At 65.3% G+C, this 23,203-nt stretch carries 21 protein-coding genes and 2 pseudogenes; 12 read left to right on the plus strand and 11 right to left on the minus strand.

Translation table 11 applies throughout. From position 1 onward, the window contains the following. Positions 1–10 precede the first annotated feature (10 nt). Positions 11–550: a hypothetical protein gene (locus AS031_RS17610; RefSeq protein ID WP_058269467.1), complete on the plus strand. Its 540-nt coding sequence runs from the start codon at positions 11–13 to the stop codon at positions 548–550. A gap of 228 nt (positions 551–778) precedes the next feature. Here the strand turns inward: AS031_RS17610 and AS031_RS17615 are convergent, their stop codons facing one another. Next, positions 779–964 carry a hypothetical protein gene (locus AS031_RS17615; protein WP_058269468.1) on the minus strand — a complete coding sequence of 62 codons (186 nt, stop codon included), beginning with the start codon at positions 962–964 and terminating at the stop codon, positions 779–781. A 199-nt stretch (positions 965–1,163) separates the two neighbouring features. Here AS031_RS17615 and AS031_RS17620 point away from each other — a divergent pair, with 199 nt between their 5' ends. Together AS031_RS17620 and AS031_RS20335 are read left to right on the plus strand one after the other, a co-directional pair. Next, a complete protein-coding gene (locus AS031_RS17620) occupies positions 1,164–1,742 on the plus strand; it encodes a hypothetical protein (protein WP_058269469.1) in 579 nt (192 codons plus the stop codon). 83 nt (positions 1,743–1,825) lie between these two features. Next, positions 1,826–1,981: pseudogene (locus AS031_RS20335) on the plus strand (DUF2750 domain-containing protein); the annotation flags it as partial. 238 nt (positions 1,982–2,219) lie between these two features. On the opposite strand, the gene AS031_RS17625 reads toward AS031_RS20335, so the two are convergent. The 4 genes from AS031_RS17625 to AS031_RS17645 form a co-directional block, all read right to left on the minus strand. Next, entirely contained in the window at positions 2,220–2,477 is a 258-nt protein-coding gene (locus AS031_RS17625) for a hypothetical protein (protein ID WP_058269470.1), read from the minus strand. Between the two features lie 864 nt (positions 2,478–3,341). After that, complete coding sequence (locus AS031_RS17635; protein WP_058269552.1) at positions 3,342–4,277, minus strand: methyltransferase family protein; 936 nt, start codon at positions 4,275–4,277, stop codon at positions 3,342–3,344. Positions 4,278–4,475: 198 nt separating this feature from the next. Then, positions 4,476–5,012: a DUF4304 domain-containing protein gene (locus tag AS031_RS17640; RefSeq protein WP_074447013.1), complete on the minus strand. Its 537-nt coding sequence runs from the start codon at positions 5,010–5,012 to the stop codon at positions 4,476–4,478. Positions 5,013–5,126: 114 nt separating this feature from the next. Continuing rightward, a complete protein-coding gene (locus tag AS031_RS17645) occupies positions 5,127–5,678 on the minus strand; it encodes a hypothetical protein (RefSeq protein ID WP_058269473.1) in 552 nt (183 codons plus the stop codon). 199 nt (positions 5,679–5,877) lie between these two features. On the opposite strand from AS031_RS17645, the pseudogene AS031_RS17650 reads away from it, so the two are divergent. Beyond that, positions 5,878–6,452: pseudogene (locus AS031_RS17650) on the plus strand (recombinase family protein). Positions 6,453–6,513: 61 nt separating this feature from the next. On the opposite strand, the gene AS031_RS17655 reads toward AS031_RS17650, so the two are convergent. Genes AS031_RS17655 through AS031_RS17665 form a run of 3 tightly spaced genes read right to left on the minus strand, consistent with a single transcriptional unit; the run spans position 6,514 to position 9,220 of the window. Beyond that, positions 6,514–7,530 carry a LacI family DNA-binding transcriptional regulator gene (locus AS031_RS17655; RefSeq protein ID WP_141688862.1) on the minus strand — a complete coding sequence of 339 codons (1,017 nt, stop codon included), beginning with the start codon at positions 7,528–7,530 and terminating at the stop codon, positions 6,514–6,516. Between the two features lie 37 nt (positions 7,531–7,567). Further along, on the minus strand, positions 7,568–8,461 hold the full coding sequence (gene iolB / locus AS031_RS17660; RefSeq protein WP_058269475.1) for a 5-deoxy-glucuronate isomerase: 894 nt from the start codon (positions 8,459–8,461) through the stop codon (positions 7,568–7,570). Between the two features lie 18 nt (positions 8,462–8,479). Then, a complete protein-coding gene (locus tag AS031_RS17665) occupies positions 8,480–9,220 on the minus strand; it encodes a GntR family transcriptional regulator (protein ID WP_058269476.1) in 741 nt (246 codons plus the stop codon). A 280-nt stretch (positions 9,221–9,500) separates the two neighbouring features. Between AS031_RS17665 and AS031_RS17670 the strand changes: the two genes are divergently transcribed. Both AS031_RS17670 and AS031_RS17675 read left to right on the plus strand, forming a co-directional pair. Beyond that, complete coding sequence (locus AS031_RS17670) at positions 9,501–10,919, plus strand: sugar porter family MFS transporter (RefSeq protein ID WP_058269477.1); 1,419 nt, start codon at positions 9,501–9,503, stop codon at positions 10,917–10,919. 113 nt (positions 10,920–11,032) lie between these two features. After that, positions 11,033–12,166 carry an LOG family protein gene (locus AS031_RS17675; protein WP_058269478.1) on the plus strand — a complete coding sequence of 378 codons (1,134 nt, stop codon included), beginning with the start codon at positions 11,033–11,035 and terminating at the stop codon, positions 12,164–12,166. A gap of 22 nt (positions 12,167–12,188) precedes the next feature. On the opposite strand, the gene AS031_RS17680 is transcribed toward AS031_RS17675, so the two are convergent. Beyond that, on the minus strand, positions 12,189–13,115 hold the full coding sequence (locus AS031_RS17680; protein WP_058269479.1) for a matrixin family metalloprotease: 927 nt from the start codon (positions 13,113–13,115) through the stop codon (positions 12,189–12,191). A 28-nt stretch (positions 13,116–13,143) separates the two neighbouring features. After that, positions 13,144–14,310, minus strand: coding sequence for a VIT1/CCC1 transporter family protein (locus AS031_RS17685; protein WP_058269480.1), 1,167 nt, complete (start codon positions 14,308–14,310; stop codon positions 13,144–13,146). Positions 14,311–14,564: 254 nt separating this feature from the next. On the opposite strand from AS031_RS17685, the gene AS031_RS17690 reads away from it, so the two are divergent. Next, a complete protein-coding gene (locus AS031_RS17690; protein WP_058269481.1) occupies positions 14,565–14,789 on the plus strand; it encodes a hypothetical protein in 225 nt (74 codons plus the stop codon). 92 nt (positions 14,790–14,881) lie between these two features. On the opposite strand, the gene AS031_RS17695 is transcribed toward AS031_RS17690, so the two are convergent. Continuing rightward, positions 14,882–16,408, minus strand: a complete 1,527-nt coding sequence (locus AS031_RS17695; RefSeq protein ID WP_058269482.1) for a sodium:solute symporter family protein — start codon at positions 16,406–16,408, stop codon at positions 14,882–14,884. Between the two features lie 261 nt (positions 16,409–16,669). Between AS031_RS17695 and AS031_RS17700 the strand changes: the two genes are divergently transcribed. The 5 genes from AS031_RS17700 to AS031_RS17720 all read left to right on the plus strand — a co-directional run bounded on the left by AS031_RS17700 (position 16,670) and on the right by AS031_RS17720 (position 23,108). After that, positions 16,670–17,245 carry a helix-turn-helix domain-containing protein gene (locus AS031_RS17700; RefSeq protein ID WP_058269483.1) on the plus strand — a complete coding sequence of 192 codons (576 nt, stop codon included), beginning with the start codon at positions 16,670–16,672 and terminating at the stop codon, positions 17,243–17,245. Positions 17,246–17,490: 245 nt separating this feature from the next. Next, positions 17,491–18,555 carry an agmatinase gene (gene speB / locus AS031_RS17705; RefSeq protein ID WP_058269484.1) on the plus strand — a complete coding sequence of 355 codons (1,065 nt, stop codon included), beginning with the start codon at positions 17,491–17,493 and terminating at the stop codon, positions 18,553–18,555. Positions 18,556–18,559: 4 nt separating this feature from the next. After that, on the plus strand, positions 18,560–20,254 hold the full coding sequence (locus AS031_RS17710; protein ID WP_058269485.1) for a thiamine pyrophosphate-binding protein: 1,695 nt from the start codon (positions 18,560–18,562) through the stop codon (positions 20,252–20,254). Positions 20,255–20,404: 150 nt separating this feature from the next. Then, positions 20,405–20,899 carry a MarR family winged helix-turn-helix transcriptional regulator gene (locus AS031_RS17715; protein ID WP_058269486.1) on the plus strand — a complete coding sequence of 165 codons (495 nt, stop codon included), beginning with the start codon at positions 20,405–20,407 and terminating at the stop codon, positions 20,897–20,899. Continuing rightward, a complete protein-coding gene (locus AS031_RS17720) occupies positions 20,892–23,108 on the plus strand; it encodes an MDR family MFS transporter (RefSeq protein WP_058269487.1) in 2,217 nt (738 codons plus the stop codon). The genes AS031_RS17715 and AS031_RS17720 overlap by 8 nt, the downstream gene beginning before the upstream one ends. Positions 23,109–23,203: the final 95 nt, after the last annotated feature.

The raw sequence follows: 23,203 nt of genomic DNA on the forward strand, positions 1-23,203 counted from the left end.
AGTTCGGTGCATGAAGCTTTCCGATCTCTTCCTGCATCAGATACTGGGTCTGCCCGGCAACCCCGAACATAATCCACTGACCATCGGCTGGATCTTCGAAGACGCGCAACTCTTAGACGTTCGCATAGACGTGCTCCACTCAACCGTAGGCGCCCTCTTTGAGGTCCGTTCGTCTTATCTCCCGGGCGAGCTCAACATTGATTCCCTGAACTGTGGGGTCATGATGTTCCGAAAGACAACCGGAGTGACGTGGGCAACGACTAGTCCCAGGGAGAGGCCAAACCCTCAGGTTTGGGAAGTGGCTGAATGCCACATAGAACAGACGGCCAGCGGCGTGGAAGCGAAACCTCTAGGCGGAAACTATGGGATGGATCTGATAATCAATGCGGAATCCGTGGAGTTCTATGCAGGCAGGCTCCCCGCTCTCCCCGACGGTATACCCAGTTACCCCGACCACATCGATGTGACCGGACTCGTTCCAGGCTGGGAGATGGATTTTTCTCCTACCAATGTCTGGACCCTAGGCCCAGCGCCTGCAAACACGCTCTAACTTCGCTAGGGATCTCCTTCACATAACCGGTCCCCAAATCTGCACCTGGAAGCACTTGTTGCAGCTCAGACTCAATTCGATGCCAATAGGGTAAGGGACCGAGTTGCGGACGGCCCGCAGGGCAGGAAGCTTTCGATAGCCTCTTCCTCGTAGTCTCTGGCCTGGTCCCAGTTGCCGGTCTTCACCTCACCCCACGGTGGAAAATCGGAGTGCCCGGTGAAGGATCCTCTAGAGGTGCTCCGAGTCCGCTATATCGGCGGTCCTTCGTTCATCAGCACGGACGATACCGTCACGAACCGCCGCTCTAATCACTAGGTAGAGGACATAGAAAAAGACGGCGGCACCCACCACCAAGAGGACAACGAAGTTCAGCGGACCAGCATCCATAGCTCCCCCAAGGATGTTCACGTTCATTCAAACCAGAACGAGCTTAGCTTCAAGTGGGCTGACATTTCAGTCAAAAGCAACCCAAGCGGATGCCCGGTGAGGGATCGGCCATCGGGCGGCACTTCAACGGGGCCCATGCGGCCACAGCATTAGGCGATCTGATGCCACTTCTCGCCAAAACATACTGGTAGTTTCAAGAGGATTCATACGCTTTGGAAGGTTGGAAATGTTCGGCCGCTTCAAGAAAAGAAGTTCCAGCGTTGTCGTTGTCACGCTAAATGCCCGGCTGCAGCCTCTGGATCGGGCCGCACTAGAAGACGCCTTCGAGGCCGCGATGAAACAGCGCGGACAAGAAATTCGTGTGGTCGGTGGGGGAATCCAAATGGCGGCGAACGGTGAAATCAGTGAGTGCGACATCGAGATTGAGTTTGACGGACCCTCAGATGCGAGGGCCGAGGCCATTTCCGAAACCCTCACGTCAATGCTTGCACCCAAGGGCTCCTCACTGCACCTGCTAGACCTAGATCGTCGGATACCTTTTGGGGCGCACGAAGGACTAGCCCTCTACCTCAACGGCACCGACCTAGCCGATGAGGTGTATCGGGATTGCGACTCCAATTACGTCTATGCAGAGTGCAGCCGGTTGTTGGAGGGACTCGGCATCGTAAGCAGCCATTGGCAAGGACCCCATGAAACAGCGCTGTACATGTATGGCTGGGACTTCAAAGCAATGCAGGAGAGGTTGACTCCATTCCTGCAAGAGTATCCACTGTGTCAGCAATGTCGGGTAGTCCAGATCGCATAATCCGACGCTGATGCGGCCATGCGAATATACGATCCTTGCGCCACGTCGGTGAGTTACCTCAGGAAGTCTGAGACGATGCTGCCATGACAATCAGCGGTGCGCATGCATCGGCATTTTTCGAGGAAGTCGTCCGCGGACACCAAGTCTGGACAATTCGGGATACTCACGGCTTTCCAGCCCCGTTTGGAAACAATGGACTTCGAAGCATGCCCTTCTGGTCCCTGAGCTCACGAGCGGAGCGAATCGTAACGAATGCCCAGGACTATGCAGGCTTCGAGAAAGTCCTGATCCCTCTTAGTGATGGCGGTCAAAGTGGTTGCCCGGCCTGGAACGAGATGGGCTACGCGTGGGGCTCAACTGGTCCGGCAATCGCGCAACTGGGTACGACGTGGAGCCGCGCGCGGTCTTGGCATCGTTGGCCACTCGCCAATTATCCGAGTAAGTGCCCGGTGGAGGACCCGCTTAAGAAGCATCGACTCATGAATCCTCGGTGGCCCAAAGAAGCTTCCGAAACTCTTCAAGTACCAGCGTGCTCTGGCGATCAAGGTCAAGCTCATCTTCGATTGTCGTTGTGTCTGCTTCCGCGTCGAGCAGCACATTGAAGGTGTTGTACGTGAAGGATCGCCGCCCAGTCTGCAACTGCTCGATTGCCGTGAGGAGCTGAGCCCGGATGAAGTTGCTCAGCTCGCCGGTAAGGAACTCGTCAAGGGGTGGCCGCGGCATGTCAGCGATCACCGGTTGTTTTCATTGTCAGGAGCACGCGCTGATTCAACCACAAATGATCGCGGAAACTGCCCGGACGGCATCATGAGCTGCCCAACTCTGCCCAAGCAAGAAACTAATCAGCGTCCGGTACGGGATCCTCAAACGGCACTTGAACCGCGGTCCGGCATGAAGGTCCAGTTGTGCCTACGACGAGATTTCAGACTCCGAACACCGTGCTGGTGCCCTTCTCGCGATAGTTAGCCCATGCCTGCGGCGGTTATGCTCAGCCCATGACGTCTTCGACAGACCCCATGAAACGGGCACGTTTGGGTATAGCCAAAGCGCTCAGAGTCGCCATGGTGGCGGGCTGCGGCCTGTTGGGCGTTGCAGTGGTTTTTTTGGCCGCCGTGGGAGACAGGAGTCTTCCTTCTCTCCTAGTGCTGACGGCGGGGCTCCTTTGTATGGCAGGCATCCTACTCATAATTTTCAGGAGCTTGGGACAGTGGGGTCAGGACCCAGAGTACAGACTGTCGGGCCCACCCCTTCTGTCCGTCTTCGCGCTTTGCGCCTTAAGTGGAGTGCTGGTCGTTTGGTCCACATCGCTGTGATGAAGGCACGGTTGGCCTGCGACGGTAAGTCGAATATGCAGACTCCCCGACAAGCGCTCAGCCTCGAATCGCAAAAGCTCTAATAGGCGGGCCCCGAGGTCGCGTAACTGACCCCGCCAGCCGTACCGAGGGATCGAAAGATCGGACAACTCATCTCGGTGGCCAGCAGGATGACTCCACGAAGGTCCCTCACGCCAAGCCATCCGGCCTAACAAAAACTATGCCTAGGCCCTATGACTTGTATGCTGCTCAGCAGCGCTCGATAACCGATCCTTCACCGGGCACCTCACGGTCGGGGAGTCTGCGGCACTCGAGGGATCCAGCACTTCACGGTTTCTTGATATCGCTGGAATTCCTCGCCAAACCGTTCCTTGAGGTCAAATTCCTCTAGCGGCCTAACGGCGTAGTTCCACACTAGCGAGCCCGCGACCGCGTATGCGACGACAAACCATGATTGGAGAATCAGACCGACCGCGGCGCCTTGAACGATTCCTGCGACGGCCATCGGATTACGAACCCAACGATAGGGTCCTGCGATGACCAGTCGGTTGGCCATTGCCAATGGCAGGGGTGTGCCGTCTCCGAGCGTCGACATGGCAACTGCAGACCAGAGGCCAAGGGCGATGGCGAGGACTAGAACGGCGAGCCCGAAAGGACCTGCAAATGATGGAAATGGGAGTGTCGCAGCCCATCGCTGTTCAAGCGCCGCCAGGGTGACCGGGATCACCACAAGGAATGACCCCCAGAAGATGACGATTTGGACGAACGTTGATGCCACGTGCTTTGCGGCAGACGGGTGGCTTTTTGCGGGCCGGAATGTGAAGGGACCGCGGATGATCCACGAAGTCGGTAGGCGCCCCAGCAGAATGAGGCAGAGCGCGATCAGTGCACCGGCGGCAGCAGCCAACATGATTACAGCGCCCCAGCCTGCTTCGGTTGTGATTGTGGCGTATGTTGCCAGTGCGACGGCAACGATGCTGGTCCAGCAGGTGCTGACTACCGCGGCCGCCCTGAAACCGAATCCCGCAAACGCCGAGGCAACCACGAACAGTGGAAGGTCGAGGGCAGCGACCGCGACCGGATTGAGATTGCCCAGGGTTGCCTCGCGCACCATGGACGATGTGAAAACCGCAATCCACCAGGAGGCGCCAGCGATGGCCTGCAGGCCGAAGTAGGCTCGCCCCCATCGGGCCCAGCGAGTCACCGATTCAACCCCCAACATCAGCAGCACCTACCGGCTTGTGGAAGGAGTTCTCCGAACATCCCAGTTCCGGATTTCCACCACAGTGGCGGAGGTCCGGCCGTTGTGTATCTACAACATGGCGCACTCAGCCTACCGAAAACAACTGCTTATGCCACCGGGCTGGCGCCGCTCTCGTCGGCCGGTACGGGATCCTTCAACGGGCGCTGACCAAATTCCTCACATTGCAGGCAGGGTAAACCCGCGACGTTTAAGTTCTTCCCGCACGGGGATAAAGGCGAGGTGGGGCTTTTCGGTCAGCAGGGGGACCAGATCCTGCAAGGCTGGCGTGCGATCCATGAAGTCTGCTATGGGGACGACAATGACATCGATGAGCTGCTTGACGAAGGAATCCTCTGGAATCCGACTACTCATCTCGGCGTCCAGCAGGATGATTCCAGGCAGGTCCCTCGCTGCCAAGCCATCTGGCCTAACGAAATCGATGGATGGAATGACATCGATATTTTCGGCGCGAAGACCGAAAACGCAAGAGTTCTCTGATCTGAACTCACCAGAAGCCACTGCCGGGTCCCACCCTAGGTTGAGATAGAAGCTCTCCCCGCCCCAGGGGGACTTCTGCAGGTTAATCACCTGATACTCACCTGAGGATGTGGTTCGGAACCAGCTGCGACCTCGTCTACGGAACCCGCGCGCTTTGAGTATCCCGGCGAACGAAGACTCAATAATCCTGGCTTTATCCACAACAGCAATTCTCATGCACCCCCGTCCTATGGGCGACCAGCAGTCGAGTAGGAAGCGTCCGTTCGAGGATCCCCCTACGGGTGGCGCCAGGGTGTCTAAATCCAAACGATGGGACTAGGGACCCGAGCCTCAGCACATCCTGAGAGTGCAACCGCTCTCCGATGGCTCGATCCGGTAAGTCTGCACCATATCGGCGTTGGAAGGCGCGACAATTACCGTTTTGGCCCAATACGGCGCCTCTTCTTCAACAACCTCGATGGTCGACGCTGACCCGTCCGCCCGGATGAAGGTCTGTTGCTCACCGACCCCTGTCGGGGTTCCGGGCTCCGTGTAGGCACGCGCCGCATTTTCCAGAAGGACAGCGCTCTCAGCCGCGCGGATCAGCGACCACACTGTCTCTGCATCGCAGGGGTAACTTTCCGACTCTTCAGCCCGAAGGGTGCGGCCGGGAGCAGAGAGTCCCTGCGACGCTGCTTGGTGATACTGCCTGGCGGCCTGCCGAATCTTAAATCTAAAAACCAATCCCGCAGCCGATAGGACGATCAACAGAACCAGCAGTCCGGCGATCATTCCGAATGCAAGCTGAGGATTGCCGAGTGCGTCAGCCGTGGTCGCAAGAATAAGGATTCCAGCGGTGCCGACAATAACGACAGCGGGGAGAAATCTATGGAAAACCATCACCCGAAGTATTATTCAGTCTCGCGCAATCTGGAGCTCCCCGGCTCGCCGCTAGGCCGACGGCAGGCGCCCATAAGCCGGTCGATCATCGTTCGCAGCAACCCGCTGCAACGTTCCGCACGGATGCTGACCTCAGCCATGTACGTAAAACCCGCACGATGATATGCACGCTGGCGGGGCCATTACTGCAACCATATTCCTCATGACTGGAATGAAGATCGGTTATGCCCGGGTCTCGACGAACGACCAGGACCTCACCGCCCAACGAAACGCTCTCCTTGCCCTTGGGTTGACGAGAAGCAGATCTTCGTCGATCACGGACTGACCGGAGCCAATCGGGTACGCCCGGGGCTCCGTGAAGCGATGGCGGCGTGCCGGGCCGGCGATACCCTCGTGGTGACCAAGCTCGATCGGCTGGCGCGCTCCCTTTCGGATGCCAGAGACATCGCCGACGAACTGACGGCCAAAGGGGTAGTCCTCAGCCTCGGGGGCAGCACCCACGATCCGACTGACCCTGTAGGCCGGCTGCTCTTCAACGTCCTGGGCATGGTGGCCGAGTTTGAAGCCGACCTGATCCGGATGCGCACCCGCGAAGGAATGGCCATTGCAAAGGCAAAGGGGCGGCTGAAAGGAAAGCAGCCAAAATTGTCCAAGACGCAGCGAAAATACCTTTTGACACTGCACGATGCCGGAGAGCACACGCAGGCCGAGCTGGCCGAGTTGTTCAACGTGTCACGGACGACGGTATACCGCGAGCTTAAAAGGCGCGCCATCTGAAGTTTGACCGGTGCCCCTGCACAGGGTCCATTCCCCTCATGGAGGCGGGGGAGCCGGGGGATCAGGCCGCGGGGTCCGAGGAGCGGCGGACCATCAGGGCCGGTTCCAACTTGCGGGTTGCCGCCGGCCCGGCGGTCCCGGCGATACGGTCAAGCATGGCCTGCGCCGCTACCAGTCCCAGTTCCCTGGCGTGCTGGTCGATGGACGTAAGGCCGATCAGCGGGGAAGCGGCAAACTCAATGTTGTCGCAACCAACAATGGCCACATCGCTCGGGACCGCGAGGCCACGGCCCGCCAGTGCTTCCATGACGCCGATGGCCGTGAGGTCGTTATGCGCGAAAATGGCGGTGGGTCGCTCCGCCCCCGAGTCGAGGAACTGCTCCATCACCGCGCGTCCGCCGCGTTCGGTCATGTCGCTGTGCACCAGCTGGGGCTCCAGTCCGAACTGCCGCATGGCATGCAGGTAGCCTTCGCGGCGGGCGGTATACGGAAGCCAGTCGGAGATGTCCACGTGGGCAATCCGACGGTGCCCCAGGCCGTAAAGGTGCTCCACGGCGAGTACGCCCGAACGGAAGTCATCCGTCAAAACCGAATCGACGCCGTCGGCCTCCAACTCCCGGGTAATCACCACGCCGGGTGTCCCGCGCAGGGCGGCCGTCAGATCCTCGGAGGTGCCGGTGTACCCGGCCAGGATCACCCCGTCCACGCGCAAGTCCACGAACGAACGCACGGCCTCGAGCTCGGTGCGCGGATCCGCGGAGCCGACAGCCACCATCACCTGGTTGCCGCTGCCGGCCAGCCCTGCGCTGAGGCCGTCATGAATGTCCGCGAAGACGGAGTTGTGCAGGTCCAGGAACAGCACGCCCAGGGTGTGGGTGCGGTGGCTGGCCAGCCGGCTGGCCAGCCTGTTGGGGGAGTAGCCCAGGGCGGCGGCACTTTCCAGCACCGCCGTCCGCTTGGCCGGGGACACCTTGGGTGAATCGCGCATCACCAGGGACACCAGCGCCCGGCTGACTCCGGCCTCGCGCGCCACGTCCTCCATGGTTACGGACCGCTGCGAAGGGGAAGTCTGTTTCACAAGACTCCACTATGCCAGCCGGCAGGCCAGCCCTGCGTCAGGCCCCGAACGGCAGCCGCGGGTCGATGTTCTGGCTGTCCCAAGTCTGCCGGACCCAGCCGTGGTGCGGGTCGTCGCTGATCAGCCATTCCCGGACCGGGCCCGGGCCCGCCATGACGTTGAGGTAGTACAGGTCATAGCCGGGGGCAGCCATCGCCGGACCGTGCCAGCCGTAGGGGACCAGGACGACGTCGCCGGTGCGGACTTCCGCGGAGACGTCGATGGGCCGTTCATCGGAGGCGTAAACCCGCTGGTAGCCTATGGCATCCGCGTCGGCGGGGGCGCCGGAACCGTGGGCCACCCGGGTCTCGAAGTAGTAGATCTCCTCGAGGTGCGTTTCCCCGTCCTTTTCCTCGTCATGCTTGTGCGGCGGGTAGGAGGACCAGTTCCCGGCCGGGGTCAGGACCTCGCAGACAATGAACCGGTCCGCTTCCAGCGCCGCAGGGGTGCCGAAGTTGTGGACCTGCCGGGAGCAGTTGCCCGCGCCGCGCAGTTCCACGGGGGTGTCCGCGGCAGGGACCAGGCGGGTGGGGTACGAGGCTTTGGCGGGTGCCGTCGCCACGGCAACGCGGCCACCGTCGGCCGAGGTGATCCGCACGGCGCGGCCGGTGCCCGAGTAGAGGACGTCGCTGGGGCCGTCGAACACCGAAGCGCGCCCTGCCAGGGGGTAGTCAGTGCCGTCGACGGTCACCGTGAAGGACCCGTTGAGCGGTACCACGATGCGTTCTTCGTCCGCGGAGGAAAGTTCGACGGCGGCGCCCGCGGCCAGGGTGGCCACCTTCAGTCCGGTGTGTGCCCACCCGTCAACGGTGAGTGTGGAATCGGATGTTCCCAGGGAAACGTCCCAGGTGCCATCGGCGGCGGTGCCCAGGGGGTAGACCCAGTTGGCCATGCAGTTTGCTCCTTGCGGTCAGCGCTGTACAAGTGTCATTTCAAAGCTGTAGGAATCGGCCCGGTACACGTGGTGTCCGGTTTCGATATGCCGTCCGGTGTCATCGACGGCGGTTCGTTCCATGGTGACCAGTGCCGAGCCTTCGGCGGTGTCCAGTTTGGAGGCCTGGTACTCGTTGGCGGTCATGGCCCCGATCCGCTGGGTGGCGAGCCGGAAGTTGACTCCGCCGCGGCGGAGGATCGAATAAAGCCCCTCCGCCGCCAGCATCGCCTCGTCCATGGCTGCGATGTCGTCACGGACCCAGTTCTCCATCAGGGCCAGCGGCTTTCCCCCCACCTTGCGGAGCCGGGTGAAGTGGTAGACCTTGGACCCGGCCGGCAGCTGCAGTGCCGTCAGGGTGGCGTCGTCCGCTTCCACATGGGAGAAGCTGAGCACCTCCGTGGTGGGCTTTTTGCCGTTGTTGGTGAGGTCATCATAAAGGCTGGACAGTTCCAGCGGCCGGCGGACCTGGCTGGACACCACCTGGGTTCCCACGCCCCGCTTGCGGACCAGCAGCCCGGAACGGACCAGTTCGTCCATGGCCTTGCGCATGGTGGGCCGGGAAAGGTTCAACTGGGCGGCGAGATCGATCTCATTGTCCAGGCGGCTGCCCGGTTCCAGCACTCCGCTGTAGATGGCCGCCTCGATGCCCTGGACCACCTGGTGGTACAGCGGCACGGGGGAAGAGCGGTCGATGCTAAGGCCCAGGTTGTTCGCCACGGTGTGTTCCTGTTCTCGGTCGCGGCGCCCGGATCCGCCAGGTCAGGCGCAGCCGCTTTGCCGCCATATGTTCGCTTGATAGGACATACTCTACGGTTCCGATCGTAGCAGGCGTGGTTGCGCGGTCAAGGGCGCCTCCCGGCAGTTCCAGGGATCCGACCAAATTAAATTGTGCTGACATTAAGACTTTCTCTTGACGGGTGTTGTTAGAGCGCTCTAATCTAGTGGCACGCATCACATTCCTGACCATTTCGGTCCCAAGAGAATCTGAGAGGCAACAATGCTGTTGCAGAAACCTTCCCTGAGTGCCCCGGGGTCCACCCGCCGCGGATACCTGGCCCGGCTCACCGTCATCTCCACCCTGGGCGGCCTCCTGTTCGGCTATGACACCGGCGTGATCTCCGGCGCGCTGCTGTACATGAACGACTCCCTGAACATGACCGCCGTCGAGGAAGCCACCGTGGTGAGCGCGCTGCTCTTCCCCGGTGCCGCCGTCGGCGCCCTGACCGGCGGACGCATGGCGGACAAGCTCGGCCGGCGCAGATCCCTGCTGGTCTGCGCGCTGCTGTTCCTGCTCGGCGCCATTGGTTGCGCGATCGCGCCCAACGTCCCCTTCATGATCGCCGCCCGCATCCTGCTGGGACTCGGCGTTGGTGCCGCGGCAGTCACCTGCCCGCTGTACCTCGCGGAGATGGCGCCCGCCCACCTCCGCGGACGCATGGTAACCATCAACGAACTCATGATCGTCACCGGGCAGATGCTCGCCTTCGCCATCAACGCCCTGCTGGACGCCCTGATCCACGACACCGAAGTGTGGCGCACCATGCTGGGCATCGCGTCCCTGCCGGCCCTGGCACTGCTCGCCGGCATGCTGATGCTCCCCGAATCACCGCGCTGGTACGCCATCCGCGGCCGGCTCGAGGAAAGCCGCCGCGTGCTGTCCATGAGCCGCACCCCGGAACAGGCCGCCACCGAGTTCGAGGAAATCGCCCGGACGGCCAGCACCGCCAAGGCAGAACGCAACCACGCCCTGCGCGACCTGAAGAACAACCCCTGGATGCGCCGTCTGCTGTGGATCGGCATCGGCCTGGCCACCGTCCAGCAGGCCACCGGCATCAACACCGTGAACTACTACGCACCCACCATCCTGGAAAAGAGCGGACTCGGTGTCAGCGCCTCGCTCGTGGCCACCATCGGCGTGGGCGTCACCTCCGTCCTGATGACCATCCTGGGCATCTGGCTGCTGGGTTTCGTGGGCCGCCGCCGCATGCTGGTGATCGGCTTCTCCGGTGTGGTGGGTTCCCAAGCCCTGCTGGCCGTCGTGTTCCTGCTCCCGCAGTCGGACCTTGCCAGCTACATCATCCTGGCCGCCATGATGCTGTTCGTGGCCTTCGTCCAGTGCTTCATCGGCACCTGCGTCTGGCTCCTGCTCTCGGAAATGTTCCCGCTGGCCATCCGCGGCTTCGCCATGGGCATCGCAGTCTTCGCCCTGTGGACCGTGAACGCCGCCATCTCCTTCCTGTTCCCCATCGTGGTCAATGCCCTCGGCTCCACCGGCACCTTCGGCCTGTTCGTCCTGGTCAACCTCGGCTCCCTGGCCTTCGTCATCAAGTTCGTCCCGGAAACCAAGGGGCACTCGCTCGAGGACCTCGAGGCGCACTTCCGGGACGGGGAAGTGCCGGCGAAGATTTCCGCCTAAACAGCCTCTTCCGCACAAACAGCCGGCCCGCGGGGCCGGACCACCTTGACGGCACCACGCCGGACGGGGTTGGTCCGGCCCCGCTCCCGTGTGTGCTGGCCTAGGCTGGGGCCATGAGCCCGTCCGGCAAACTGGGACCCACACCGCGCAGCCTCGAAGTGCAGGACCTCGCCAGCTTCGACCACCTGGTGGCGGCCGGCGCCGTCAACGCGCACGGCTGGCATGCCCAGTCCCTCGACCTCCGGGGACGCTCGGCGGCCCTCACCCGCCTGGACGTGGCGGGTGCCATGTTCCTCGGCTGCACCTTCGACGACGGGATGGAGGCCAGCCTCCGCCGCAGGGGAGCCCTGATCTTTCCCCGGCTCCAGGGCGTTCCGTTCAACCCCTACCGTTCAGCTCTCTATACGCCCGCCGAACTTTACGCGGGCCTGGCCGGCGCCCCTTACGAGGACCTGCCGGACGCGCGGATCTACCACTGGAGCATCCAGCCCGGCCGTGAGCACCGGGTGGACGCCACGCTGGCCTCATCGCTGCACGACCACGCGATTGGCGATGCCCTGGATGAACTGCTGCGCACGGGCCCCTGGTCCGGAAAGCACATCGTGGGCGTCATGGGCGGCCACGCCGCGCAACGCGGGAGCCGTGACTACGCCGGCGCCGCGCGGCTCGGCAAGCTGCTGGTCCGCGACGGCCACATCGTTGCCACCGGCGGCGGCCCGGGCGCCATGGAGGCCGCGAACCTCGGCGCCTACCTGGGCCGGGCCGACGACGGCGGGCTGGACGAGGCGCTCGGCCTCCTGTCCGCCGTCCCCGGCTTCCGCCCCTCGGTGTCCGCGTGGGCACGCGCCGCGGCCGCCGTCGTCGAACGCTTTTCCGATGGAACACCGTCGCTGGGAATCCCCACCTGGTTCTACGGGCACGAGCCGCCCAACTACTTCGCCACCCACATCGCCAAATACTTTGCGAACTCCATCCGCGAAGCCGTCCTCCTGGACTTGTGCCAGGGCGGCATCATCTTCCTGCCCGGGGCCGCGGGAACAGTACAGGAGATCTTCCAGGACGCCTGCGAGAACTATTACGGCGCCCGGGAGAAAGTCACGCCCATGGTCCTGGTGGGAACGCGGTACTGGACGCAGGACTATCCGGCGTGGCCGCTGCTGGAACAGCTGGCCGCCGGGCGGGCGATGGAAGGCCGGATCTTCCTGGTGGACACGGAAGAGCAGGCCGCCGCTGCGCTGCGGCCGTGAAGCGTCCTTTGCCGCTGTCCCGTCAGAGGTCCTTGCGGCACTGCGCCTTGCTCAGCTCATAGAGCCCGTTGAGGTCTCCGGCTGACAGGGCGCCGGAGGGACCCACGGACGCGCCGATCTCCGGGTACATCAGCTGTGCCGGATCATCAACGTGGTCCAGCCCCATCACGTGGCCCAGCTCGTGCAGGATGACCGCCGCGGCGTACCGCTCCCCGTCTGGGCGCTGGAGTTCGTCGGCGATCTGCGGAGCATCCAGGTCCAGGCTGCCCGTGACGAAGGTCTTGGGCCCGCCGTCGAAACTGAAGTGGGTGCTCCCGCCGGTGCCGATCACCTTGCCCGCCAGTTCGGGGGACGCTTCAGGGGTGGTCCAGGCGATCAGCAGCGGCGCCCAGCGCTCGCCGTAGGCCTCCGGCTGGTAGGCGGCGCGCTGCGCGGAGGGCTGCTCGCCCGTGGGCCCGTCGTCAACGAAGGTGATGCCGGTGGCAGCGGAAATGATGCCGATGGCCTCCGACACCAGGCGGTCCGATCCTGCCGGGGCCAACTGGCCGTTGACCACGTAGTGGAGGGGACGGCAGGGGGAGTAGCCCACCGGAGTGCCGTCGCCGTTCACCGCCAGGAAGCGGTAGGAATCGCTGCCCACTGCGGGGACGTCCGGTGCGCCAAGCGGTGCAGCTTCCTCCCCGACGCCCGGAGGGGGAGTGTCCGTACCGGCGGTGGACCCGCCGGCCTGCGCGGGGCGGGGGTCCTCCCGGCCTGCATCCGGTTGCTGCCGGGACTGCTCCGGGCCCCGTTCCTGCTCCCGGCCGTCAAAGAGCGTGCTGAAGCGCGGATCGCCCACGGCGAGCAGCATGGCCGCTGTCCCGAGCGCCAATACAAGCAGGGACCGGTAGCCCGCACCGCGCCTGCGGTGCGGGCGCGTCCCGGCGTGGCGGGGCGGGACGTCCTCCATCAAGGGGTGCTCACTGCAGGGGCCGCCGCTATCCCACCACTGTGCCGAAGAGGAGCCCCAGCACATAGGTGACGGCGGCGGCGCCCAGTCCGATGCCCAGCTGGCGCAGGCCCCGGGTCAGCGGGGAGGTGCCGGACAGCAGCCCCACGGTGCCGCCGGTGGCCAGCAGGGCAACGCCCACCAGCACGCCGGCCACCACCAGCGCGGTCACGCCGGTCAGGCCGAACAGGAACGGCAGGATGGGAATGATGGCGCCGGAGGCGAAGAAGCAGAAGCTGGACAGTGCCGCACCCCAGGCGGTGCCCACCGCTTCGTGCTGGTCCTCATCATCCGGCAGTTCGGGCTGGAGGGACAGGCTGGGATCGCAGTCGCAGGACAGCAGCCCCATGCGCTCAGCCACCCGGTGCTCCGCCGCTTCATGAGACATGCCCCGGGCCAGGTAGACCAGTAGCAGTTCGTTGTGTTCCAGGTCCAGCTTCGGCGCCGCGGCCAGGGTGACCTGGGTGGGGCGGGTGGCTGCCAGCAGTTCGCGCTGGGACCGCACGGAGATGAACTCGCCGGCACCCATGGACATGGCCCCGGCAAGGAGCCCGGCGATGCCGCTGAGCAGGACCACGCTGCTGGCCACGCCGGAAGCCGCCATGCCCATGACCAGCGAAAGATTGCTGACCAGGCCATCGTTGGCGCCGAAGACAGCGGCCCGGAACGTGCCGGCCAGGCGGTTGCGGCCACGGGTGGCCAGGCCCCGGACGACTTCCTCGTGGATCTGTTCGTCCGCCGCCATGGCGTCGGTGGCGTTCGGGTCCTTGGCATAGGGGGAGCGGCCCTCCGCCCGCTGGGCCAGGGCCAGCACGAACACCGACCCGAAATGCCGGGCCAGGAAGCCGAGCATCCGGCTGCGGACCGACGCGGGGCGGGGCTTGCCGGCGTGGTCGCCGAGGAGGGCGAGCCAGTGGGCTTCGTGGCGGCCCTCGGCTTCGGCCAAGGCCAGGAGGATGTCGCGCTCCTCGCCGCCACGGTTCTGGGCCAGGTCGCGGTAGACGGCGGCCTCGGCGCGTTCATCGGCCAGGTACTGGCGCCACCGCTTGATGTCGGCGGGGGAGGGGGCGGGATGGTGGCCTTCTGGGCCGGGATTCGGCACCGGGGCGGACTCCTGGGCGGGACGGTTCGGAACGGATTGGGCGTGCTGCGACACGAAGACTCCTGGGCTGGTGGGCGTGGTGTGGTGCCCCTTTGCAGAGCCCAGCCTACTGCGAAATTCCGCGGTTTTTCGGCCGGTATTCCTCGCTTGCGGGTTTCGGTATGCCTCAATTCCGCCTGTCCCGGCAGACGTTGCCGGGGCGTTCAGCGGACCCTTGACCCCCGTGTGCTGCGGTGTTGTGATGAAGTGTGGCGCAGCCAGCGCCCCCAGTGGAAGAGCACGCCAGGCCAAGACACGGAGGTTGGATTATGGGCACCACCGGACAGCACCCGGACATGCCGCACCTGGACGCCGTGGAGGCGGACCCCGCCTACGACTACGCGGAGGACGCACCGGTCGCCGCGGACGACTGGGACACGGAGGACGAATTCCTCGACGAGGAGGAGCCTGTGGTCCAGCCGGCTCCCGTTGTCGTGGACGCCGAGGACCGGGTGGTCCCGCTGGATCCGGACGAGGTCCGCGACGGCGACTAAGCGCGCCCGGCGGGCAGGACGGACGACGGCGGCGCCTCCTTGCGCTTAATGCGAAAGGAGGCGCCGCCGTCGTGCGTTGCCTGTGGCCGGAATCAGTTGGCGGGAACCCGCTCCGCCGGCTCCTCCGGTGCGGCCTCGCCGGCGACGCGCCGCTGCCAGTTCCGCATGACCTGCGGATCGGTGGGCCGCGTCATCAGCGAGACCACCACGTACACCACAGCCGAGGAGAGCAGGCCGTAGTAGATCGGTTCGTTGGCGAGGATGCCCGCCAGCGGTTCGGAGGCATTGATTTCCAGGAAGATCATGGTGCCCAGCGTGACGACGGAACCGACAGCCATGGAGGCCGCTGCAGCAGCTCCGGTGCCGCGCTTCCAGACCAGGCCGCCCAGGATCGCCACCAGGAGGCCGCCCACCAGGATGTCGTAGGCAATGGTGAGCGCCGCGACGACGTCGTTGGTGACGATGGCGATCAGGATGACCGCCAGGCCCAGCCCGAGGACCCACAGGCGGTTGGCCTTGACGTCGTGCTCGGGGTTGTCGGAGTCATCGGTATTGATGGTCTTTCCGAACCAGCCGGCAACGAACGGCAGGACGTCGGCGCGGGCCACCGTGGCCGCGGCGATGAGGGCGCCGGACGCCGTGGACATCATGGCCGCGACGGCCGCCGCCAGGACCAGTCCGCCGATGCCGATGGGCAGCAGGTTCTGGGCCACTTCGGCGTACACGACGTCCTTGCCCTCGGTGGCAACGTCAATGTCAGGCAGTGCCACGCGGGCGCCGAGGCCGATCAGCGCGCCGGCAGCGCCGTAGAGGATGCAGTAGACACCGGCGGTGGCCCCGCCCCAGCGGGCAACCGTGGGAGTCTTGGCGGTGAACACGCGCTGCCAGATGTCCTGGCCGATCAGCAGGCCCAGCGTGTAGACCACGAAGAACGTGATGATGGTCTGGATGCCGATGCCGTCGAGCTGGAAGAAGCTGGCCTCCACCCGGCTGCGGATGCCGTCCAGGCCGCCTGCGGCGTTGAGCGTAAAGGGCAGCATGAGGATGAAGATGCCCACGGTCTTGATGACGAACTGGACCTGGTCGGCCAGGGTGATGGACCACATGCCGCCGATCGTTGAGTAGACCAGGACGATCGCGCCGCCCACGGCGATGGCCAGCCAGCGCTCCCAGCCAAACAGCACCACGAAAATGGTGGCGTACGCGCCGGTGGAGGTGGCGCAGAGCATCAGCGTGTACGCCAGCATGACGATGCCGGAAGCCCGCGTGGCCTGGCTGCCGTAGCGCAGCGACAGCATCTGGGACACCGTGTAGATCTTCAGCTTCTGGATGGTTCCGGCGAAGAGCAGGCTGAGCAGCAGCACGCCGGCGCCGATGGCCACCACCAGCCACATTCCGGAGATGCCGAACTTATAGCCCAGGCCCACGCCGCCGACGGTGGAGGCGCCGCCGAGCACGACGGCGGCCATGGTCCCGGTGTAGAGGAAGGGTCCCAGGCGGCGGCCGGCCACCAGGAAGTCGCTGTTGTTCCGGGTGCGGGTCTTGCCCCACCAGCCGAACGCGAGCATTGCGACGAGGTACACCACCACTATGGCGATATTGATGACACTTGCATCCATGTTGGTTCCTTGGAGCGTATTGGCGGCAGCGCATTCCGGCGGGGGTCCGGGCTGCGGCGCGGAAGGTGGAAGGCCGGGAAGAAACTCCCGATAATTGCCTGATAGGCAACAGGTGTTTCCAAACATTAGGCTGTGACTGCGGTAACAGTCAAGGACGTGACGCGGTCCCGGGGCCGCGCGCCATGGAGGCGTCACAGAAGGTGGCGGCCATTAGTATTGCTCCAGAGCGGGGCCGGGCTGCCGGCGATGAAAGGGTCGTAGATGAAGGCACTGCCAGTAGAGCCCAGCAATGTTCCGGTGGCCATCGGCTCCCGGATCCGGGCGGCGCGGCAGTCCCAGCGTCTTACCATCGAGCAGGTGGCCGATGCCACGGGGCTGACCAAAGGCTTCCTCAGCAGGGTGGAGCGGGATCTCACGTCCCCCTCGGTGGCCTCGCTGGTCACCCTCTGCCAGGTGCTCTCGATCTCCATTGGCGACCTCTTCGCCGCCCCGGAAACCCACCTGACCAAGCGCAATGACGGGCCCAGGATCTCCCTGGGCGGCCAGGGGATCGTGGAGCGGCTCCTGACGGCCCGGTCGGAGCGGCGGATCCAGATCATCCAGGCCGTCATCGAGCCGCATGGCCGCGGCGAATCCGAGCTCTACGCCGTGGACTGCGATGTTGACGTGCTGCATGTGATCAAGGGCAGCATCACACTGATCCTCACCAACGAGGAATTCGACCTCAGCACGGGGGACACCGTCACCTTCCCCGGCCGCGAGCCGCACACCTGGGTCAACCCGACGGACAAGCCCGTTGAGGTGCTCTGGGTCCTCGTCCCTGCCGCCAGCCGGTAAACCGGCGTGCCGTCCTGCCCGCAGTTCCGTTCCGGACCGGCGTCACGCTGAGCACACTTTGGCCGGTTACCCCGACGCCAACCCTTGAGAATGCGGGCAGCACTTCACTGCGGCTGCTCTAAAACCTGTCCTGTGTGACACCCGCGCACCCGCGAAAAGCGCATAGGTAAACACTTGGTGCGCATTGGAAAACTGAGGTGTATGATGGCTGTCACATCAGACTTCACTCTTCAAAGGAGTTCCGCATGGAAGAGCTGCGCATCGAAGCCAACGGCAACCTCGGCCCCATCGACTCGTCCCGCATCCCGCGCTACGCGGGTGCCGCCACCTTCGCCCGCCTCCCGCGGCTGGACCAGGTGGCCAAAGCCGACGTGACCCTGGTGGGCGTCCCCTTCGACTCCGGCGTGTCCTACCGCCCGGGAGCGCGCTTTGGCGCCAACCATGTCCGCGAGGCCAGCCGCCTGCTCCGCCCGTACAACCCGGCCTGGGATGTCAGCCCGTTCGAGAACATCCAGGTGGCCGACGCCGGCGACATGGCCGTGAACCCGTTCAACATCAACGAAGCCATTGAGACCATCCAGCAGAACGCCCTGGACCTCACCGCCGGGGGCAGCAAGCTGGTGACCCTCGGCGGTGACCACACCATCGCCCTGCCGCTGCTTCGCGCCGCGGCCGAGCGCGCCGGCGGGCCCATCGCGATGCTGCACTTTGACGCCCACCTGGACACCTGGGACACCTATTTCGGCGCCGAGTACACGCACGGCACCCCGTTCCGCCGGGCCGTCGAGGAAGGCATCCTGGACACCGAGGCCATCAGCCACATCGGCACCCGCGGTCCGCTCTACGGCAAAAAGGACCTCGACGACGACCACCGCTTCGGGTTCGGCATCGTCACCTCCGCCGACGTCTACTACCAGGGCGTCCTGGAAACCGTGGCCAAGGTCCGCGACCGGATCGGCAACCGCCCGCTCTACATCTCGGTGGACATCGACGTCCTCGACCCCGCCCACGCACCCGGCACCGGCACCCCGGAAGCCGGCGGCATCACCAGCCGCGAACTGCTGGAGATCATCCGCGGCTTCCGCGGCATGAACCTGGTGGGCGCCGACGTCGTGGAAGTGGCCCCGGCCTACGACCACGCGGAGATCACCGGCGTGGCCGGCAGCCACGTTGCCTACGAACTGGTGACCCTGATGGCGGACAACGCCCTGCCGGGGGACCGGTTCGGCGCCGCCACGGGCTACGCCGCGCAGGCGCTCGGCCAGGAAGTGCGCCGCCCCGCCGGCTTCGCCGTGGCCGGCAAGGAGTAGCGGCGTGATCGACGTCGATCCAGGGACGGCGGCCCCGAACAAGGGGACCGGCGAACGCAACGGCGGGGACCTCGTCGTCGAAACCCTCGAAGCGCTGGGCGCCAAGACCGTGTTCGGCATCCCCGGCCAGCATGCGCTGGGACTTTTCGACGCGATGGGCCGCGGCAACCTTCAGTTCGTCTCCTCCCGGGTGGAGAACAACTCAGCCTTCGCCGCGGATGGCTACTCCCGGGCCACCGGTGAGGTGGGGGTCCTGTTCCTTTCCACCGGGCCCGGGGCGCTGACCTCCCTGGCCGGGCTGCAGGAGGCCTACGCCACCGGTGTTCCCATGGTGGTGGTGGCAAGCCAGATTCCGCTGGAAGGCCTGGGGGCGCGCCGCAAGGGCATGCTCCACCAGCTCGATGACCAGAAGGCCTCAGCGGCCAACGTCACCAAGAGCCAGCGGCTGATCCAGCACGCCTCCGGCATCCCTTCGGCCATCCAGGATGCCTGGACCGAGGCGATCTCTTCGCCCCAGGGGCCGGTGTGGATCGAAATCCCGCAGAACGTCCTGCTGGACCCCATCATGGTCCCGCCGGTCGAGGATGCTCTCGCCGAGGCAGCGGACAACCCGCCGCGGGTGGAGCTGGTCCGTGAAGCGGTGAAATGGCTGCAGGAGGCCAGGCGTCCGGCGATCATCGCCGGCGGCGGCACCCGCCGCGGCAAGGCGGAAAAATCGCTGCTGTCCCTTGCCGGGAAACTCCGTGCGCCCGTCATTTGCACCCCGGGCGGCAACGGGGCGTTCCCCTGGAACCATGAGCTGTCGCTGCAGTCCTGGATCGAGGACCGGTACATGACCGACGTCCTCGAGGACGCGGACGTGCTGGTGGTCATCGGCTCGTCACTCGGTGAAGTCACGTCCAACTACTTCACGTTCGAACCCCGCGGCCGGATCATCCAGATCGACGCCGAACCCCGCGTCCTCGAGTCGAACCGGCCCGGACTGGGCATCCGGGCCGACGCCGGGCAGGCGCTCGCCGCGCTGGATGAGGCGCTTGACCCCGGCCGGACCGCCACACCTGACTGGCACGGTTCCACCCCCGAAGACCTGGTGAAGGAGTCCCTCGCCAAGGTGAAGGCCAGGCTGGAGTCCCAGGACCTCGCCAAGGAGCTGAGGTTCATGGCGGATATCCGCGAGGCGGTGCCCGCTGACATGCAGACCTTCTGGGACATGACCATCGCCGCCTACTGGGGCTGGTCCTGCTGGGACTCCCGCGAAGGGCAGTTCCATTCAGCCCAGGGTGCCGGCGGCCTGGGGTACGGTTTCCCGGCCGCGATCGGCGCCGCCGTGGGCCTGGAAACCCTGGGCAGGCCCGGCCGGGTGCTGGCCGTCTCCGGTGACGGCTCGTCCATGTACTCGATATCGGAGCTGGCCACCGCCAAGCAGCACAACTTCCCGGTCACCTGGCTGATCGTGGATGACGGCGGGTACGGCATCCTCCGCGAATACATGGTGGGCGCCTTCGGCAAAGCCACCGCCACCGAGCTTGCGCGTCCCGATTTCGTCAAGCTCGCCGAGGCCTTCGGCGTGCCGGCCACCCGGGTTTCCCCGGAAGGTGTGGGGGACGCGCTCAAGGCGGGCTTCGCCGCGGACGGGCCGAACGTCGTCGTGGTTGAAACGCTCCTGAAGATGTTTGCGCCCACGCACCTGGACAGCTGAGGGCCCCCAGAGGCTCCCGCACTTCCGCTCCGGCGGAGGTGCGGGAGCCTTTGGCGTTTAAGGCGGACGACGGCGGCGCTACAGTTCGTTTCCCTAAGCAACCTTTTCCTGATACAGTTGCTTGCAGCAACTAATTCTTCAGGGAGGGTCATGTCAGTCGCACCGGCCACCGCTGCCGACCTCGTCGGCCATATCTTTGACCTCCAGCGCGCACTGCGCTGCGTCACCACCATCAACGTCAAGGGCCAGGACACCGGCATCGCCCTCCAGGGCGTGCTCAAGTTCATCGGCGAAGGGGAAACCCGGGCAGCCCACCTGGCAGAACGCCTCGGGGTCAGCCCGCCGGTGCTCAGCCGGCACGTGGCGGAACTGGCCGACGCCGGCCTGGTGGTCAGGACCCCGGACCCGGACGACGGACGGGCCCAGCTGCTGGCGCTCTCACCCAAAGGCAAGGCCAAGCTCGCCGAGCTGGTCCGCCACCGGGCCGAGACGCTGCAGGGCTACCTCTCCGACTGGAACGAGGAGGACGCCATCGCAACAGCGGCGATGCTGGGCAAGCTGACCGCATCACTGAAGAATTCCATCCGGGCAAGGGCGGCCGGAACCACCGAACACCAGACCACGCAGGAGTCCCTTAATGGCTAACGTCACCGCCGCCGCGGACCTGGAGCAGGAGCGCCACCGCGAACGCGCCCCGCACAAGGAGTCACGGCAATCCAAGCGCCACGAACCCGGCGCGCCCATGAACCACCGGCAGATCATGGAGGCCCTGACCGGCCTGCTCGCTGCCTTCTTCACCGCGATCCTCAGCAGCACCATCGTGGCCAATGCGCTGCCCACCATCATGTCCGAACTCAAGGGCACCCAGACGGACTTCGCCTGGGTGATCACCGCGGCCCTGCTGGCCAACGCGGCCACCACCCCCATCTGGGGCAAGCTCGCCGACCTTTTCGACAAGAAGGTGCTGGTCCAGCTCAGCATCGTGATCTTCGTGGCCGGCTCGGTGATGGCCGGGTTCTCGGAAAACATCCCGTTCCTGCTGACCGCACGCGTCATCCAGGGCATCGCCATGGGCGGCCTCACCGCCCTCGCACAGGCCATCATCGGCTCCATCATCCCGCCGCGTGAACGCGGCAAGTACTCCGGTTACATGGGCGCCGTGATGGCTGTCGGCACCGCCGGCGGCCCGCTGCTGGGCGGATTCATCGTGGACAGCTCCCTGGGCTGGCGCTGGACCTTCTTCGTCTGCGTCCCGCTCGCCGTCGTAGCCCTCATCCTGCTCCAGGTCACCCTCAAGGTCCCGCACATCAAGCGCCCGGCCAAGATCGATTGGTTCGGCGCCATCCTGCTGACCAGCGGCGTCAGCCTGCTCCTGATCTGGGTCTCCTTCGCCGGCAAGGCCGACTACTACGACTGGTGGTCCTGGCAGTCAGCCCTCATGGTAGGCGGCGGCGTCCTGTTGCTCGCCCTGCTGGTGCTGGTCGAATCCAGGGTGTCCCAGCCCATCATCCCGCTGAAGATCATCTCCGAGCGCACCACCGCGCTGGCCATCGTGGCTTCGGTGGCCGTGGGCGTTGCCATGTTCGGTTCCTCCACCTTCCTGGGCCAGTACTACCAGGTGGCCCGCGGCGCCACGCCCACCGAAGCCGGCCTGCTGACCCTGCCCATGATCGCCGGCAACCTGATCGGCTCGGTGGTTTCCGGCCAGCTGATCAGCCGCTACGGCAAATGGAAGAGGTTCCTGATCGGCGGCACCATTCTGCTGATCGGCGGCCTGGCGCTCGCCGGCACCATGGACCACACCACCGAGCTGTGGCTGACCGGCCTCTACACGGGCATCTTCGGCATCGGCCTGGGCATGCTTATGCAGAACCTGGTCCTCGCCGTCCAGAACACCGTCCGTGCCACGGACATCGGCTCCGCCAGCGCCTCCGTGGCTTTCTTCCGCTCCGTCGGCGGCGCCATCGGCGTGTCCGTCCTGGGCGCTGTCATGGCCAACCACGTCAAGGACCTGGCCACCGACGGGCTGACCAAGCTGGGCATCCAGGCCTCCGGCGACAGCGGCGCAACGCTGGACCTCAAGGACCTCCCTGCGCCGATTGCCGACGTCATGCGTGCAGCGTACGGTGATGCGACCGCCGGGATCTTCATGATCTCCGCTGTCGTGAGCGCCGTGGCACTCATCGCCGTGATCTTCATCAAGGAAGTCCCGCTGCGCAAGACCGTGGACATCACCCCCGAATCGTCGCTGCAGGCGAATGCCGCAGGGGAAGCGGGAATGACGGCCATGACCGGCCAGCTGCCCGTGGTCCCGTCCGGCGCCGAAAGCGCCGGCCACCACGCCGCCGTTTCCGGGCCGGGCGGCCAGCACGGCACGGGAATTCCGGGCACGCCGGGGACCGGCGGTTCCGTGGCGAAGAGGTACGACGGCGGCGCGGCGGCTGCGGCCCGGGCGTCCGGCGCCGTGGCCACGGACGACTTCGAGGAGGCCTTTGCCCGTTCGTTCCGTTCCGAGGACCTGGACCTGCGGTCCGCCGACGCGGCCGACAAGGCGGCTGCCGCGGTTGCCAACGCCGCCGACACCCTCAGGAAGCTGCAGGACACGCAGCACCTGCTGGCACGGCAGCAGGCCGAGCTGGGCGGCCTGGTCCTGGACATCCAGGAACAGCTGAAGTCCCAGCGCGAGCTTGCTGCCCGGCAGGAAGCCACGGCGGCGGAACTGCGCAGGGTCCAGCGCAAGCTGATGAAGGAGCGCAAGCTTCAGGCCGCTGCGGCACTGTACCTTGCAGGACGCGGCAAGCACAGCGCCGCAAATCCCGCCTCAGGCTCCGACGGGCCAACGCCCGCGCAGTAACCCGGCAGGGCGGGCTGCGAACACGGGCTCCTCAAGGCCGCCGGCCGCACCGGAAGTTCTCCGGCGCGGACGGCGGCCTTTCCCGTGCAGGCCCT

The sequence above is a fragment of the Pseudarthrobacter enclensis genome (assembly GCF_001457025.1).
Lineage (GTDB): Bacteria > Actinomycetota > Actinomycetes > Actinomycetales > Micrococcaceae > Arthrobacter > Arthrobacter enclensis.